Here is a 15,716-nt window from a genome sequence, read left to right on the forward strand (position 1 = left end):
TGCGCTGGCAATGCCAGCAGTATCCGACGCTCCGTCCCGATGACCCAACCTGCCACCGCCGCCGCCGCGCGTTACGCCGCCTCCCTGCGCCTGTCCGTCGCCCCGATGATGGACTGGACGGACCGCCATTGCCGGTACTTCCACCGGCTGCTGGCGCCGGGCGCGCGGCTGTACACCGAGATGGTGCACGCCAACGCGGTGATCCATGGCGACCGCGAACGCCTGCTCGGCTTCGACGGCAGCGAGCACCCGCTGGCCCTGCAGTTGGGGGGCAGCGAGCCTGCCCTGCTGGCGCAGGCCGCGCGGATCGCCCAGGACTGGGGCTACGACGAGGTCAACCTCAACTGCGGCTGCCCCTCCGACCGGGTCCAGGCCGGGCGCTTCGGTGCCTGCCTGATGCGCGAGCCCGCCCTGGTCGCCGAGTGCGTGGCGGCCATGGTGGCGGCGGTGGACATCCCGGTCACGGTGAAGTGCCGGCTGGGCGTGGATGAAGACAACGACTACGAAACCTTCGTCAACTTCGTTGATCAGTCCGCCAACGCGGGCAGCGCCATGTTCATCGTGCACGCCCGCAACGCGTGGCTGAAGGGGTTGTCGCCCAAGGAAAACCGCGAAGTGCCGCCGCTGCGCTACGACTGGGCGCACCGTCTCAAGGCCGACCGCCCGCAGCTGCAGATCGTGCTCAACGGCGGCCTGGCCACGGTCGAGGCGGCACAGGCGCAGCTGCCGGCGCTGGATGGGGTGATGCTCGGCCGCGCGGCCTATCACGACCCCTACGTACTGCATCAGCTGGAGGCCGCCCAGACCGGCATGGCCGTACAGCCGCGCGAGGCGCTGCTGCGGGCGATGCGTCCCTACATCGACGCCCAGCTGGGCCGCGGCCTGGCGCTCAAGCACATCACCCGCCACCTGCTGGGCCTGTTCCACGGGCAGCCAGGCGGGCGGGCGTTCCGCCAGGTGCTCAGCGAGGGCGCCCATCGCCCCGGCGCGGGCTGGGAGCTCATCGACCAGGCGCTGGCAGTCACCCGCGCGCAGGCCGAGCGTGTCGCTGCGTGAGCCGCATCACCTTGTCAGCTTGACAAGCGGCACGCTTTAGCCGCCAATGTTCACTTAGATGAACGGCATGACCGTGCGACCTGAAAAGTTCAGACCGGATTCACTGCGTAAAACCAAGAATTCGCTAAGGATTCGTAAAACGCCGGCCCAGGTCGGCGCGATCGGATTTACAACTTTTGAACGTTTTGCCGCGCTCCGCTAGGATCAGACCGATGTTCTCCGTGACCCGCCACCGCCACCGCCGCCTTGCCGTCCTCGCCTTCCTGGCGACGGGCGCCGCTGCCTCCCTCGGCAGTGCCTCGGCGCAGGAGCCCAACCCGGATCCGGCGCGTGGGGAGATGGTCCGGGCCGCCCGCGGTGCCCCGCCGGAGCGCTCGCTGTCCGACGCGGTCCGCCGCGTGCAGCGCACCACCGGTGGGCACATCCTGGGGGCCGAGCGGGTGCCGTACGACGGTCGCGACATCAATCGGGTCAAGTACATGGACGATCGGGGCCGGGTCCGCTACATGGACGACCCCGCGCCGGCGCGTTCACAGCCCCGCGCACCGCGATCGGATATGTCTTCACTACGCGGCGATAACCCCTGAACAGGGATAGTTGTCCGTCATCAACTGTATTCCACTGGCCCCCGGCCATACCCAGGACACTAGGGAGAGTTCATGCGTATCCTTCTGGTCGAAGACGAAGCCCCGCTGCGGGAAACCCTGGCAGCCCGGCTCAAGCGCGAAGGCTTTGCGGTCGACGCTGCCCAGGACGGTGAGGAAGGTCTCTACATGGGCCGCGAAGTCCCGTTCGACGTCGGCATCATCGATCTGGGCCTGCCCAAGATGTCGGGCATGGAACTGATCAAGGCGCTGCGCGACGAGGGCAAGAAATTCCCCGTGCTCATCCTCACCGCCCGCTCGAGCTGGCAGGACAAGGTCGAAGGGCTCAAGCAGGGCGCCGACGATTACCTGGTCAAGCCGTTCCACGTCGAGGAACTGCTGGCACGTGTCAACGCGCTGCTGCGCCGTGCCGCCGGCTGGAGCAAGCCCACGCTTGAGTGCGGCCCGGTTGCACTGGATCTGGCCGCGCAGACGGTCAGCGTCAGCGGCAGCAACGTGGACCTCACCAGCTACGAGTACAAAGTGCTCGAATACCTGATGATGCATGCCGGTGAACTGGTCTCCAAGGCCGATCTCACCGAACACATCTACCAGCAGGATTTCGATCGCGACTCCAACGTGCTGGAAGTGTTCATCGGCCGCCTGCGCAAGAAGCTCGATGCCGACGGCGAACTGAAGCCGATCGAGACCGTGCGTGGCCGCGGTTACCGTTTCGCGATTCCGCGCAACGAAGGCTGAGCACGTAGCCGGACGAAGGGATGATGTCAGGCCGTCTGTGGTTCTTTAAACGCTGGCGGCCGCGCTCCCTGCAGGCGCGCCAGCTGCTGGCCGCCTCGGTGAGTCTGGTCGCGTTCTTGGCCATCGCCGGTTACGCGCTGGATGCGGCGTTCGCCGACACCGCGCGCGCCAACCTGCGCGAGCGCCTGAAGAATTACGCCACCGCGTATGCGGCGGGGATCGACTTCACCCGCGACCGCTCGTTGTATATCCGCGAACAGCCGCCGGACCCGCGCTTCGACGTGCCCGGCAGCGGCCTGTACCTGCAGGTGGTGATGCCCGACGGCAAGGGCAACTCGATGTCGGCCGAAGGGCCGATGCTGCCCACCGTGGGCGGGGGCCTGCTGGCACCGCGCCAGGAAGTGTTCGAAGGCCCGCTGCCGATGATCCAGATCGACGGCAGCCAGGGCTCGGTGTACCGCTATGGCCTGGGCCTGGTCTGGGATGCCGACGCCGACCCCGCCACTGAATTCCCGTACACCATCTACGTGATGGAAGACTCGCGCGCGCTGGGCGCGCAGCTGCGCGTGTTCCGCGGGCGGGTCTGGTTCTGGATGGGCGGTGCCGGCCTGATCCTGCTGATGCTGCAGACCGTGATCCTGCAGTGGAGCCTGCGCCCGATGCGGCGGGTGATCACCGAGCTGACCAAGGTCCAGCGCGGCGAGACCGAACGCATGAGCGAGCGCCACCCGCGCGAGCTGGAACCGCTGACCGACAGCATCAATGCCTTCATCGAGAGCGAGCGCGAAAACCTCGAGCGGCAGCGCAACACCCTGGCCGATCTGGCGCACAGCCTGAAAACACCGCTGGCGGTGCTGCGTACCCAGCTGGACAGTGGCGCCCAGGACCAGGACCTGCGGCAGGAGTTCGACGTGCAGCTGCGGCGCATGAACAACCTGGTGTCCTACCAGTTGGCGCGTGCGGCCTCGTCCGGGCACAAGCTGTTCTCCGCACCGCTGCCGATCGAGTCCAACGCCGAGGAAATCGTGCGCGGCCTGGAGAAGGTGTACGCCGGCAAGGGCGTGCTGTGCGAGTTCGATATCGATGAAGCCGCGCGCTTCCACGGTGAGCCGGGCGACCTGCAGGAACTGCTCGGCAACCTGCTGGAGAACGCGTTCAAGTGGGCCAACCGCCGCGTGCTGCTCACCGCCACGCCGTTGCCCGCCCCTGGCGCGCGCCGGGCCGGGCTGGTGCTGTCGGTGGATGACGATGGCCCGGGTATCGCCCCGGAGGACATCGCCAAGGTGCTGCAGCGTGGCGTGCGCGGCGACGAGCGCGTGCAGGGCCATGGCATCGGCCTGTCGATCGTGCAGGACCTGATCAAGGACTACCGCGGCGAGCTGCAGGTCAAGCGGTCGCCGGAACTGGGCGGGGCGCGTTTTGAAGTGAAGCTGCCGCCGGGACCGTGAGCGGCGGCGGTCGCCCGCATTGCATCGACCAACGGTCGATGCCTACCGCGGCGTGGTGATGCGCGGGGCAGCTGCCGATGGTTGGTTGTTGGCCGACAGGCCCGGCGACTCACCGTAGAACCGGCGCAGGTGCGCGGCCACCGTCGGCATGGCCTGCTCCAGCACGTCCGGCGCAGAGAAGTGGTATTCGGTCACCACCGCAAAGAACTCTTCCGGCGCCTCGGCGGCGTAGGGATCGATCAGCGTGTCCCGGCCGGCATCGACCTGCGCGCAGAAGGCATCGTAGGCGGCCTGGAAATCGCTCGCCCACTGCCGCTGCCAGTCGCGCGGCAGCGGCGGCGTGCCGTCGATCGCACCGTCCAGCGCGTCGATCTTGTGCGCCATTTCATGCACGGCCACGCAGTAGCCGGCATGCGGGTCGGCGATGTCGGCCTGGATGTCGGCCCACGACAGGATCAGCGGGCCGCTGTCCCAGGATTCGCCGATCAGCTCGTCATCCCATTCGTGCAGCACGCCGGCCGCATCGACGTGGCTGCGCTGCACCCGGAACGCGTCCGGATAGACGATCAGCTGCGACCAGCCACGCAGGCCGACGTCACCCAGCTCCAGCAGCGGCAGGCAGCACAGCGCGGCCAGCAGCACGCCGTCGCGCTCGTCCAGCTGCAGGTCGCCGACCGGGCTGATGGTTTTCTCGTGCAGGAAGCGCGCGCTCAGTGCGCGCAGGCGCTCGCGACGTGGTGCATCCAATCCGTGCAGCCAGGGCGCGCGCTGGCAGCATTGCTGCCACATCGCCAGATCGATCTCGCGCGGCCTGCGCCGCAGCCAACCCCACATGCGTTCGATCAGCGGAACATGCCCGGCAGGAAGCTGTGCCACTTGGGCGCGCGCAGGCGCGGCAGCACGTCGTCATCGCCGCCACCGCCGGTGCTGGTGCCGTTGCTCGCGCTCGGCTTGACCGCCGGCGCGCGGGCGGCCGGTGCGGCGGCCGGTGCGGTGCGTTCGGTTTCCGTCGGCGAATACACGCAGCCGCCCCGCCCCGGGCTGGTCAGCGCATCGGAAGCATGCGCGGCCAAGGGGGCCATCAGCAGGATCAGGCAATGGGCGAACGGGCGCATCGTCGACATCCAGAAGGCAGGTCAGTCTTCGATTCTAGCCCGATTCAGCGCCGGGATTGGAACCCCGCCGGGCAGGCAAGCGCCGCGGCTTTCCCGCATAATTTTCTGGATTACCTGATGGAAGCGACCGTGGACGACCGCCAACTGCTGGCCAAACTGGGCGCCGGGCGCCTGTCCGGCGATGCGCTGGCCCAGGAAATGGGCGTCACGCGCGCCGCAATTTGGAAGCGGATTCAAGGACTTAGGGCTGCCGGCGTGGAAGTGGAGGGGCGTGCGGGCGAGGGCTACGGCTTGACCCGTCCGCTGGACCTGCTGACGTCGGAGCGCATCCGCGCCGGGCTCCCGGCGAGCGCGGCCAGCCTGCTGGGCGACCTGCAGGTGGCCTGGACGGTGGATTCGACCAACGCCGAATTGCTGCGGTGCAGCGCGCCCGAGCGAGGGGTGCGTGTCCTGCTGGCAGAGCGCCAGACCGGTGGCCGCGGCCGGCGTGGCCGCACCTGGGCCTCGCCCCTGGCCGCCCACGTGTATCTCTCGGTGCTGCGGTGGTTCTCCGGTGGCCTGGTCCGGCTGAGTGGCCTGAGCCTGGTGGCCGGCATCGCGGTGGCCGAGGCCCTGCATGACCTGGGGTATGTGCAGGCCCGGTTGAAGTGGCCCAACGACCTGATGGTCGATGGCCGCAAGCTGGTGGGCCTGTTGGCCGAGGGCGGCGGCGAGTACGCCGGCCCGGCGCGCGCGGTGATCGGCATCGGCATCAACGTGCACATGCCCGCCGCCCATGCCGAGCAGATCACCCAGCCGTGGATCGACCTGGATACCCTGGCCGGCGCCCCGGTGGACCGCAACACCGTGGTGGCCGCGGTACTGGCACGGCTGTTGCCGGCGCTGGAGGCCTTCGATGCCGACGGCCTGGCACCGTTCCTGCCGCGCTATGCAGAACTGGACCTGTTGCGCGGCAAGACCGTTCGCGTGGAGCAGGGGGGGCAATGGCGCGAGGGCACCGCGCTGGGCCTGGCCGACGATGGCGCGCTGCGCGTGCGCATCGATGGTGTCGAACAGCATGTGCATGCGGGCGAAGTCAGCGTGAGGGCGCAATGAGCGACTGGTTGTTCGACCTGGGCAATTCGCGGTTCAAGTTCGCCCCGCTGCAGGGCGTGCAGGCAGGTGCCGTGCAGGCCTGGCCGCACGGCGCCGAAACCATGCCCGCCGAGCAGCTGCAGGCGCTGCCCAGTGGTGATGTCGCCTACGTGGCCAGCGTCGCCGCGCCCACCCTGACCCGCAGCATGCTGGCGATCCTGCAGGGCCGTTTCCGCAGCGTGCGCGTGGCCCATACCGAGGCGCGCTACGCCGGTGTGCGCGTGGCCTACGCCGACCCGGGCAAGTTCGGCGTCGACCGTTTCCTCGCGCTACTGGCGGCGGCCGAGCGCGCCGAAAGCGTGGTGGTGGCGGGCGTGGGCACCGCGCTGACCATCGACCTGCTGGACGCCGGCGGCCTGCACCACGGCGGCCGCATCGCCGCCTCGCCCACCACCATGCGCGAAGCGCTGCATGCGCGCGCGGTGCAGTTGCCGGCCAGTGGCGGGGCCTACAGCGAGTTCGCCAACGACACCGCCGATGCGCTGGCCTCCGGCTGCGATGGCGCTGCGGTGGCGCTGATCGAGCGCAGCGTTGCACAGGCCGCGCAACGCCTCGGTGGCACGCCGACGTTGCTGCTGCATGGCGGCGGCGCACCCGCGCTGCTGCCGCTGCTGGGGCACGCCCACTTCCAGCCGTCGCTGGTGCTCGATGGCCTGGCACGCTGGGCCGTGCACCAGCCTGCGGACGCAGGGTAGGATCCCCGCATGCTGACCCGTGCCCTGATCGTCGTGCTGGCCATCCTCAACCTGGGGGTGGCGTTGTGGTGGATGTTGCGTGGCGAACCGGTGCCGGCGCCGCCTGCGCCGAGTACCGGCGTGGCCCAGTTGCAGCTGTTGCCGGGCACCGCCACGCCGGCACCCGCCGCCGCGGCCACGCCAACCCAGGCCCTGGATGACGTGACCCCGGCGCCGGCAGCGCCCAGCGCGGCCACCCGCGTCGCACCCGAGCCGACGCCGGCCGCTACGGTGGCGGCACCCGAAGCGGTCGCCCCGGTGCCGCCTCCCGCTGCGGCAACGCCCGCACCAGCGCCGACCGCAGCGGTGGCAGCAGCCCCCATCCCGCCGGCCGCGCCCGCGCAATGCCTGAGCCTGGGGCCGTTCGCCGACCGTGCCGCCGCGCAGGCGGCGCAGGGCAAGGCCGGACCGCTGCTGCGCGGTGTGCGCCTGCGCGAAGTCGCCGATGCCGGCGCCACCCGCTACCGGGTGATCCTGCCGCCCGCAGCCAGCCGGGAGGACGCGCAGGCCACGGTCAAGCGGATCGTCGCGGCCGGCCTGAGCGATTACTACATCATCGGCCAGGGCGAGGAGGCCAATGCCATCGCCCTGGGCCAGTACCGCAACCGTGAAGGCGCCGACCGCCGCCTGGCCGCGCTCAGCGCCGCCGGCTTCAACGCCCGCCTGATCGCCAGCGGCGGCGATGGCAGTGCGCAGTGGTGGCTGGATGCGACCCTGGCCGAGCAGGCCGACCCCGCCGCCGCCCGCCAGCGCAGCGGCGCGGCGCAGCAGCGCTCGCTGGACTGCGCACGGGTGCGTTAGAATCGCCGCGCGCCATGCCGCTTTAGCTCAGTTGGTAGAGCAACTGTCTTGTAAACAGTAGGTCATCCGTTCGATTCGGATAAGCGGCACCACTCTCCGCTCCGCTGGCATCCACGGATGTCCCCGGTGCAGATCGACGTCATTCATCCGTGTCGTGCTCATTGCGCGGGGTGTTCACGGGTATACCTGCTTCTCGCCATCGGCATGCACCACGACGACGCGCTTGCCATCAAAGGGGAGGTGCACTTCCGCCTGCCAGGTATCATCCAGAGGAATGACCGATTTCGCCATCGGCTCGCAGGGGGACCCCACTGCGCAGCGACGGATGCTGATGCGGAGCGTGTCGCCCACACGTTCAAAGTCGACGCCTCCGGCGTAATGGCGACTTTCAGGGCGAACCTTGTAGCGGACGGAAATTTCGGTATCCGACCGCTTTTCCACACTCACCGGCTCGACCATCGCCTGTGAGTAGGTGGGATCCATCCTTGCGCCCGTGCATGCAGCCAGGGCAGAAGACAAGAGCAACAACAGCGGCAACGCTGTGCTTTCGTACGGCTTGCGCGATCTGGACGGCATGCTGGAACTCCGGTTTTCCGCACCATCTCCATGTCCAACCTAACATGCGGACCGGCAGCGGAGCATGGACCACGACCCACCATTCTACGAACGCCGGTGGGGCGGCACGGACAAACATGGCCGCGGGCGCGGACGCATCGTGCAAGCGCCGACGACCCGTGGCCGGACGGTCCACGGGTCAGATTCATCCGTGCGCAACGACGCCTTACTGCGTCTCGGCAAACCGATACGACAACAGCGACTTCACCAGGAAGGTCACCTGCGTGGCCGAGCGCGCGTCCACGCGCATCACCGGCAGGCGGAAGCCGGCATCGAACAGCGCCTGGCGTACATCGGGGATCAACAGTTCGGGGTATTCGTCGGTACGGGTGATGCCCACCGCGAGGCTCGCCTCCGGGGCGATCCGCGAAAACTCCTGCAGCAGCTCGACCGTGGAGGCGATCGGCTCGGGGTGGCGCGCGCTGACCAGTACGATCACGCCGAGCGCACCCTCGCAGACCATCGGCCACATGAAGTCCAGGTAGCGCTGGCCGGGCACGCCATAGACATGCAGCAGCTCGCCGTCATCCAGCTCGATTGAGCTGTAATCCAGCGCGACCGTGGTTTCGACCTTGTCACCGTAGGCATCCTCGCTCAACGGCATTTCGGTGCTGACCGGCTCCACGTCGGAGATCGCACGCACGGCCGTGGTCTTGCCTGCGCCCATGCCACCGACGAAGACCAGCTTGTTGGCGGGCAGGCTCATGATGCCGCTCCCTGGAACAGGCTGAGGCCGAAGCGCCGCGCCACCCACGAGAAGAAGCGCGAATCGTGGGTATCGCCACGGCGTTGGGAAGGCGTCACGGGGGCATCCTGGTTCAAGGCGAGGCCGCTGGCCAGCGCGGCGGAGAACAGGCTCTGCGCGGCGTCCTGCGGGATCCGGCAGGCGGTGGCCAGCGCGGTGGCGCGCCAGGGCCGCGCATGCAGGCGGGCGATGGCCAGCAGCCAGTGGCCGGGCACGTCATCGGCGCTCAGGTCGGGCCACTGGCGCAGCTGCAGCGAGGCCTGCGCGGCCGGCGCGGGCATCAGTTCGGGGCGATGGTGGGCAATGCAGAAGAACAGGGCTTCGAACGAGTGCCGCTGCGGCAGGCGGTAGGCGTACTGGTGCTGGAAGGTCTCGACGTCGATCGGGGTCAACGACCATGTCGCATCGTCCAGTTGCGCTGCCACCTCGGCCAGCGTGGTGCTGGCGGGCAGGGCAATGCTGCGCGTGGCGGGGTCGACCAGCAGCGTCATCGCCCCCCGCTGCAGCAGGTGCATGCCCGCTGGCTGCGCATCGTGGCGGGCCAGCTGCATCAGCAGCGGCGTGCCCTGCACGACGTCGGCCGCGTCCGGCGTGGCCAGCAGCAGCGTGGAGAGCTGTTCGTTGAGGTCGCGCACGGTGGCGCCGTGCGGCAGTTCGCCGCATGCGATGGCGCCGAAGCGCCGCGCGACCAGCAACGTCGGCACGCCCAGCGCATGCGCCTGGTGCAGTGCAGCGGCGCTGGCCGGATGGTCCAGCCCGATCACCAGCAGGTCCACGGCCTGCCCGGACCACGGCTGCAGGGCCACGTCCATGCGCTCGGCCAGCAGCAGCGAACTGGCCAGCTTGAGCCGGGTCTGGTGCAGCAGGTCGAGGCCTGTCGCGGCGATCTGGAAGGAGCGGATGGGGGTTTTCATGGGGGCGTGCCACAAGGCGGCCGCTCGGCGCGCGCGGGGCGCACGCCGGGGCGCGAGCGTCCCGCACGGCGCGAGCCGCGCGGGACATGGTGCGATCAGCTGAAGTCCAGGGTCTTCTCGAAGGCCTTCAGTTCATGCCGCGACATCGCCAGGTTGGCCTTGCTGCGGTCCATCACCACGTACAGGAACAGCAGCGGGTTGCTTTCCAGCGGGCGGATCAGGTGGTACTGGGTGCTCAGCGTGATCAGCAGGTCTTCCAGCGTGTCCGACAGGCCCAGCTGCTCGGCGACGCGGCGCTTGGCGCGGACCACTTCGGTGTTGCCGGCTGCCGCCAGTTCCAGGTTGATGTTGCCGCCGCCGACCATGGCCAGGGCCATGCCGCTGTCACCGTCGACCAGGGCGGCACCGACGAAACCCGCCAGCGAATTGAGCTTTTCCAGATTGAGATTGGGCACGTAAATCCTTTTGCTTCAGGCAGTGGGAGGGCAGGCCAGGGGCCTGCCGGAAGGGCACAACGAAAGGGAAGGCGGATCAGCCTGCGCGCGGGCGCAGCACGGGCTCGAGGCGGGTGGCGCACTCGCGCGCATGGAACAGCAGCACGGCCATGTTGAGCTCGTGGCCGGCCACGGCGGTGAGGGTGAGCGGCTTGTCGCTCTGGATGCGGATCAGCACCACGTTGCCCTGCTTGGTGCAGATGGTGGCGTAGTCGGCTTCGCTGAGCGACAGCTCGCGCGAGACGGTTTCGCCGAGGGTAAGGAACGAATTGGCCATCGCGGCCAGGCGGCGTCCATCCACATCCAGCGCCGAACTCTCGGCGACGGCGCGGCCGTCGGCGGTGGAAAGCATCAGCAGCTTGAGGCCGCGCTCGCGTTCGCGCGCCTGGCCGAACACGGCGTCGATGCCGTCGATGTCATGCAACTGGCGGGCCGGCTGGCTCTCGCCGCTGGCACTGCGGACGATCTGGTAAATGGCACTGCGCTGCACGTACTGCCCCCTGGCACACAACGAAAAACGACCAACCCGTTTGGATTAGTCAATCAGTACTGCGTCGAAGTGTGAAATGTAGCACGGAAATTTTGCCTTCACGGACAACGCAAGATGAACCGCCGCGTGTCTTGCGTATGCGTCAAATGCTTGACGGGCAAGGGGTTTCGCTCCGCGTCGAGATCGGACGCGGGCGGGCAGGGAATGCCGCGTGCAGTCAATCGCGCTGCCTGCTGCACCGCCGCGAGTGGGCCTGCACGGGGCTGGCTAGACTGTGGCTCTTTTTCGTCATTGCAGGAGGCACCCCATGGCCACGTATCCCCCCGTATCCCTGATCGGCGTTCCCACCGACATCGGGGCCGGCCATCGCGGCGCGGGCCTGGGTCCGGATGCGCTGCGCATCGCCGGGCTGTCCGACGCGTTGGTTGCCCGTGGCGTGGACGTGCGCGACCTGGGCAACCTGGACGGTCCGCGCAATCCGTGGACGCCGCCGGTGCAGGGCTATCGCCACCTGGACGAAGTGGTGGCCTGGAATCGCGCGCTGATGGACGCCACTTACGCCGAGCTGCAGGCCGGGCGCATGCCGATCATGCTCGGCGGCGACCACTGCCTGGGCATCGGCTCGATCACCGCGGTGGCGCGCTGGTGCCGCGAGCAGGGCAAGACGCTGCGCGTGCTGTGGCTGGATGCGCACTCGGACTTCAACACCAGCGAGGTGACCCCGTCGGGCAACGTACATGGCATGCCGGTGGCCTGCCTGTGCGGGCTGGGCCCGGATGCGCTGACCCGGCTCGGCGGCGACGCGCCGGCGATCCGCCCGCAGCAGGTGCACCAGATCGGCATCCGCTCGGTGGACCAGGAAGAGAAGCGCCTGATCAAGCAGCACCAGGTGGATGTGTACGACATGCGCTACATCGACGAGGCGGGCATGAAGCGCACCATGGAAGCGGCGCTGGCGGGTATCGATGCCAACACCCACCTGCATGTCAGCTTCGATGTCGATTTCCTCGACCCCAGCATCGCGCCGGGCGTGGGCACCACCGTGCCGGGCGGGGTCAATTACCGTGAGGCGCAGCTGGTGATGGAGATGATCGCCGACACCGGCCGCATGGGCTCGCTGGACATCGTGGAACTCAACCCGCTGCTGGACAACCGCAACAGCACCGCGGTGCTGGCAGTGGACCTGGTGGAGAGTCTGTTCGGCAAGTCCACCCTGATGCGCGACTGAGCACGACCCCGCGTTACCGGGGCTTTCCTGCGGGTGGCTGAACGCCGCCGTGGTGCGTTCACATTCGCTGCACGCGCCAGCCGCCAGATTGCATCCACGCGGCGGCGGTGCTGGAAACAGCCACGACGTCACCGCGATCAGGAAGAAGGGCCGCGGCGCGCAGGGCGCGCTGGCGGGCCCATCTGACAGGTGGGACCGGATTGCCGGTGTCGACGTAGATCAAACAGGAGAACCCCATGAAGCGTGTTATTGCACTGATGCTGTTGTCGATGTTCTCGGTGGCCATGCTGTCCGGCTGCAACACCGTTGCCGGTGCTGGCAAGGACGTGCAGAAGGCTGGCGAGAAGGTCGAAGACGCCGCCAAGACCAACTGATCCACGCGATCAGGTGGCGACGGAAAAGGCCGGGATCTCCCGGCCTTTTTCGTTTGCGCGGCCGGGGGCGGCGCATGGCCTTCATTCAAGCAGGTGAGCATCCGTTTCATGCGCGCTTGACCGCCACCGAACGTCCGCCGCGGCACTCTGTACGTGCGGCGAAGGTGCCGTTGCAACCAAGGATGCCAACCCATGAACAAAGACATCATTTCCGGGAAGTGGACGCAGCTCAAGGGCAAGGCCCAGGCCAAGTGGGGCGACCTTACCGACGACGATTTCAAGGTGGCCGAAGGCAATGCCGAATACCTGGCCGGCCGCCTGCAGGAGCGCTACGGCTGGGCGCGCGACCGCGCCGAATCGGAAGTCAAGGACTTCGAGAAGGCCATGCACAAGGATTATCCGGACTTCCATTGATGCGGGCCGGCGCCGCGTAAGCGCGGCCGCTTCATCGGGCGTATGAAACACACGAGGGGCCGCGCAAGCGGCCCTTCGTCTGTCTGCGCGACCGCTTCAGCGCCAGCGGCTGTCCTGCGGCGGGTCCGGTACGTACTGCGACGGGAATGCGCGCGGGGTGGCATCGCGCGGCGTCGGCCCGGGCAGGATGCCGCGCGCACGCAGGTTCTGCGCGCTGTCGTAGCGCACCTCGACCTGCTGGACGGGGGCCACGCTGGCACGCTCGAAGGCGGTGTCGCGCACGCGCGAGGTCTCGCGCGCGCCGTGGCCGGTGCCCAGGCGCTGGGCCGGCGCCGGTGCGGCCGGCGCGGCGGCGGACGTGGCCTGGACGCTGTCGGCCATGGCCGACTCGGCCGCGGCCGGCGCCTGGACGCGACCACGCGGTACGGTGGTCATGCGCCGCTCGACGGTCGGGGACAGGTCGCGCGGGATCGCGCCGGCCTCGCGGAACACCGCGATCCCGATCACCCCGATGTTGTCCGGCCGGCCGGTGCGGCCGGCGTAGCTGCGCCCGGGAGAAGTGAACACGAACTGCGCCACCTCCTCGTCGGACTTGCGCCAGCCGCTGATGTCGGCGGTCTGCCAGGGGTTGAGCACGTAGCCGGTCTGGCCGGGCGCGGCCACCTCGCCGGTGATCGCGTTCAGGCCGTCCACCGAGACCACGACCAGCACGCGCTCGGCACTGCGGTTGCGCAGCCGCACGCTGTAGCGGTGGCCCTTCTCGCCGGCAATCCAGCGCTGGGCACCGTCGCGGTACTGCGCCAGCGCGCCGTCTCCGTCGCGGTCGATCACGGTGAGGTAGACCGGGCCGCTCGGCTGGGGTGGCAGCGGGGCCGGGCGGAAGCCGCACAGGGCCAGCACGGCGAACAAGGGCAGGATCAGGCGTTTCATGGCAGCGCTCCGCGATGGGGTGATCCGTTCAACGGCCCGGGGGGTGCAACGGGGTTGCGCCGGGGCAGGTAAACTGGGGCGGTTCACCTGTCCGTAATGATCCCCCACATGACCACCCGCGTTCTTACCGGCATCACCCCCTCCGGCACGCCCCACCTGGGCAACTACGTTGGCGCCATCCGTCCGGCCATCGCGGCCAGCCAGGCGGCAGGCATCGAGAGCTTCTTCTTCCTGGCCGACCTGCACAGCCTGATCAAGGCGCAGGAGCCGGCGCGGACCCAGCGCTCGACCCTGGAAATCGCCGCCAGCTGGCTGGCGTGCGGCCTGGACCCGGACAAGGTGTGGTTCTACCGGCAGAGCGACATCCCCGAAACCACCGAGCTGATGTGGTTCCTGACCGCCATCGCCAGCAAGGGCATCCTCAACCGTGCCCACGCCTACAAGGCGGCGGTGGACAAGAACCGCGAGGAGCAGCTGGACGAAGACGCCGGGATCAGCGCCGGGCTGTTCATGTACCCGGTGCTGATGGCCGCCGACATCCTGATCTTCAAGGCCAACCGCGTGCCGGTGGGCCGCGACCAGATCCAGCACATCGAGATGGCGCGCGATTTCGCCCAGCGCTTCAACCATGTCTACGGCAAGGAGTACTTCCCGCTGCCGGAGGTGGTGATCGACGAACAGGTGGCCACCCTGGCCGGCCTGGACGGCCGCAAGATGAGCAAGAGCTACCAGAACACCATTCCGCTGTTCGCCCCGCGTGCGGAGCTGAAGAAGCTGGTGTTCTCCATCCTGACCGATTCGCGCGCACCGGGCGAGCCGAAGAGCACCGAGGGCTCGGCGCTGTTCCAGATGTACCAGGCCTTTGCCAGTGCCGAGCAGACCGCCGCGTTCGCGCAGGCGTTTGCCGACGGCATCAGCTGGGGCGATGCCAAGCAGCAGCTGTTCGAGCGCATCGATGCCGAACTGACCCCGCTGCGCGAGCGTTATGACGCGCTGATGGCCGAGCCGGAGAAGATCGAGGCGCTGTTGCGCCGCCGCGGCCAGCAGTTGCGCGAGCAGTATGCGATGCCGCTGTTGAAGGAGCTGCGCCATGCGGTGGGCCTGCGCGACCTGTCCAGTGCCGGTGACATCGCCGGCGATGCCGCCACCGAGGCGCGCGCGGCGCCGCCGCTGTTCAAGCAGTACCGCGAGGCCGATGGCCGCTTCTACTTCAAGCTGCTGGCCGGCGATGGCACGCTGCTGATCCAGAGCGAAGGCTTCGATTCGCCGCGCGATGCGGGGCAGTTGATCGGCGTGCTCAAGCAGACCGCGCACGGCGACGGGCTGCAGAGTGAGCTGTTCAAGATCGAGGCCGAGGTGGACGTGGTGCTGGCGGCGCTGCAGGAACTGCGCGCCTAGCGCCGGCCCGTGGCCGGCGTTGCCTGAAGCATGGCGTTGCGTGACGCCGGCCAACGGCCGGCATTGGCGTGGCCCGGCGCGGTCGGCGAGGCCGCATGGCATGATGCGGGCATCCTGAAGGGAGACTGCGATGGCCTGGTTGTCGTTGTTGTTGTTCCTGCCCTGGTTCGTGCTGCTCGGTGCGCTGTACTGGCTGTTCCCGCGGCAGCCGCGCGATGCGGCCCGGCGCTGGTTCGATGGCGTCGCGCTGCTGCTGGCCTTCGTGCTGAGCATCGTGGCGATGCTGTGGGGCCACCACATCGGCGTGGTGCAGGCCGATGCCGGGCCGATCTGGCGCCAGGTGCTGGCGGTGCTGTACGCCTACGGCGCGTTCCTGGCCGTGCTGGTCGCCGCGATCCTGCTGCGCGGGGCGTGGCTGGCCCAGCGTGCGACCAAAGCCGCATCGAAGCCGATGCGCGGATCGTCCTAAACTGGGGCGTACTT

The 15,716-nt window shown here is 68.7% G+C and carries 20 protein-coding genes and 1 tRNA gene; 13 read left to right on the top strand and 8 right to left on the bottom strand.

Going from position 1 to position 15,716, the window contains the following annotated elements:
- Positions 1–39 precede the first annotated feature (39 nt).
- From dusA to AC1DGC_RS18605, 4 genes are all read left to right on the top strand, one after another.
- Positions 40–1,056: a tRNA dihydrouridine(20/20a) synthase DusA gene (gene dusA / locus AC1DGC_RS18590; RefSeq protein WP_478048556.1), complete on the top strand. Its 1,017-nt coding sequence runs from the start codon at positions 40–42 to the stop codon at positions 1,054–1,056.
- 212 nt (positions 1,057–1,268) lie between these two features.
- Positions 1,269–1,643: a PepSY domain-containing protein gene (locus AC1DGC_RS18595; RefSeq protein WP_478048557.1), complete on the top strand. Its 375-nt coding sequence runs from the start codon at positions 1,269–1,271 to the stop codon at positions 1,641–1,643.
- A 72-nt stretch (positions 1,644–1,715) separates the two neighbouring features.
- Positions 1,716–2,399, top strand: a complete 684-nt coding sequence (locus tag AC1DGC_RS18600) for a response regulator transcription factor (RefSeq protein WP_038691087.1) — start codon at positions 1,716–1,718, stop codon at positions 2,397–2,399.
- Positions 2,400–2,422: 23 nt separating this feature from the next.
- The gene (locus tag AC1DGC_RS18605) at positions 2,423–3,847 is read left to right on the top strand and encodes an ATP-binding protein (RefSeq protein ID WP_259206726.1); all 1,425 of its coding nucleotides are present in this window, start codon (positions 2,423–2,425) and stop codon (positions 3,845–3,847) included.
- 42 nt (positions 3,848–3,889) lie between these two features.
- On the opposite strand, the gene AC1DGC_RS18610 is transcribed toward AC1DGC_RS18605, so the two are convergent.
- On the bottom strand, positions 3,890–4,681 hold the full coding sequence (locus tag AC1DGC_RS18610) for a M90 family metallopeptidase (protein WP_478048558.1): 792 nt from the start codon (positions 4,679–4,681) through the stop codon (positions 3,890–3,892).
- A gap of 8 nt (positions 4,682–4,689) precedes the next feature.
- Positions 4,690–4,962, bottom strand: a complete 273-nt coding sequence (locus AC1DGC_RS18615) for a hypothetical protein (protein ID WP_259206723.1) — start codon at positions 4,960–4,962, stop codon at positions 4,690–4,692.
- Positions 4,963–5,079: 117 nt separating this feature from the next.
- On the opposite strand from AC1DGC_RS18615, the gene birA reads away from it, so the two are divergent.
- From birA to AC1DGC_RS18635, 4 genes are all read left to right on the top strand, one after another.
- Entirely contained in the window at positions 5,080–6,057 is a 978-nt protein-coding gene (gene birA / locus AC1DGC_RS18620; RefSeq protein ID WP_478048559.1) for a bifunctional biotin--[acetyl-CoA-carboxylase] ligase/biotin operon repressor BirA, read from the top strand.
- Positions 6,054–6,791, top strand: coding sequence for a type III pantothenate kinase (locus AC1DGC_RS18625; protein WP_478048560.1), 738 nt, complete (start codon positions 6,054–6,056; stop codon positions 6,789–6,791). Before birA ends, AC1DGC_RS18625 begins: the two co-directional genes overlap by 4 nt.
- A 9-nt stretch (positions 6,792–6,800) precedes the next feature.
- Positions 6,801–7,631, top strand: a complete 831-nt coding sequence (locus AC1DGC_RS18630; RefSeq protein ID WP_478048561.1) for an SPOR domain-containing protein — start codon at positions 6,801–6,803, stop codon at positions 7,629–7,631.
- 16 nt (positions 7,632–7,647) lie between these two features.
- Positions 7,648–7,723: transfer RNA gene (locus tag AC1DGC_RS18635), tRNA-Thr, on the top strand.
- An 82-nt stretch (positions 7,724–7,805) separates the two neighbouring features.
- Here AC1DGC_RS18635 and AC1DGC_RS18640 read toward each other — a convergent pair.
- The 5 genes from AC1DGC_RS18640 to AC1DGC_RS18660 form a co-directional block, all read right to left on the bottom strand.
- A complete protein-coding gene (locus tag AC1DGC_RS18640) occupies positions 7,806–8,114 on the bottom strand; it encodes a hypothetical protein (RefSeq protein ID WP_478048562.1) in 309 nt (102 codons plus the stop codon).
- Positions 8,115–8,412: 298 nt separating this feature from the next.
- On the bottom strand, positions 8,413–8,952 hold the full coding sequence (locus AC1DGC_RS18645) for a GTP-binding protein (RefSeq protein WP_259206649.1): 540 nt from the start codon (positions 8,950–8,952) through the stop codon (positions 8,413–8,415).
- Positions 8,949–9,905, bottom strand: a complete 957-nt coding sequence (locus AC1DGC_RS18650) for a hypothetical protein (protein WP_478048563.1) — start codon at positions 9,903–9,905, stop codon at positions 8,949–8,951. The genes AC1DGC_RS18645 and AC1DGC_RS18650 overlap by 4 nt, the downstream gene beginning before the upstream one ends.
- A gap of 95 nt (positions 9,906–10,000) precedes the next feature.
- Complete coding sequence (locus AC1DGC_RS18655; protein ID WP_259206647.1) at positions 10,001–10,360, bottom strand: roadblock/LC7 domain-containing protein; 360 nt, start codon at positions 10,358–10,360, stop codon at positions 10,001–10,003.
- A 76-nt stretch (positions 10,361–10,436) separates the two neighbouring features.
- Complete coding sequence (locus tag AC1DGC_RS18660; protein WP_478048564.1) at positions 10,437–10,889, bottom strand: roadblock/LC7 domain-containing protein; 453 nt, start codon at positions 10,887–10,889, stop codon at positions 10,437–10,439.
- Positions 10,890–11,196: 307 nt separating this feature from the next.
- On the opposite strand from AC1DGC_RS18660, the gene rocF reads away from it, so the two are divergent.
- The 3 genes from rocF (at position 11,197) to AC1DGC_RS18675 (ending at position 12,905) form a co-directional block, all read left to right on the top strand.
- Positions 11,197–12,117, top strand: coding sequence for an arginase (rocF, locus tag AC1DGC_RS18665; RefSeq protein ID WP_394162899.1), 921 nt, complete (start codon positions 11,197–11,199; stop codon positions 12,115–12,117).
- A 236-nt stretch (positions 12,118–12,353) separates the two neighbouring features.
- Positions 12,354–12,491 carry an entericidin A/B family lipoprotein gene (locus AC1DGC_RS18670; RefSeq protein WP_038691079.1) on the top strand — a complete coding sequence of 46 codons (138 nt, stop codon included), beginning with the start codon at positions 12,354–12,356 and terminating at the stop codon, positions 12,489–12,491.
- Between the two features lie 192 nt (positions 12,492–12,683).
- A complete protein-coding gene (locus AC1DGC_RS18675; protein ID WP_256775189.1) occupies positions 12,684–12,905 on the top strand; it encodes a CsbD family protein in 222 nt (73 codons plus the stop codon).
- Positions 12,906–13,001: 96 nt separating this feature from the next.
- On the opposite strand, the gene AC1DGC_RS18680 is transcribed toward AC1DGC_RS18675, so the two are convergent.
- Positions 13,002–13,835 carry a hypothetical protein gene (locus AC1DGC_RS18680; protein ID WP_478048565.1) on the bottom strand — a complete coding sequence of 278 codons (834 nt, stop codon included), beginning with the start codon at positions 13,833–13,835 and terminating at the stop codon, positions 13,002–13,004.
- 108 nt (positions 13,836–13,943) lie between these two features.
- Between AC1DGC_RS18680 and AC1DGC_RS18685 the strand changes: the two genes are divergently transcribed.
- A complete protein-coding gene (locus tag AC1DGC_RS18685) occupies positions 13,944–15,233 on the top strand; it encodes a tryptophan--tRNA ligase (RefSeq protein ID WP_259206636.1) in 1,290 nt (429 codons plus the stop codon).
- Between the two features lie 130 nt (positions 15,234–15,363).
- A complete protein-coding gene (locus AC1DGC_RS18690; protein WP_259206635.1) occupies positions 15,364–15,702 on the top strand; it encodes a hypothetical protein in 339 nt (112 codons plus the stop codon).
- Positions 15,703–15,716: the final 14 nt, after the last annotated feature.

This window comes from Stenotrophomonas sp. 05N37 (assembly GCF_056397365.1).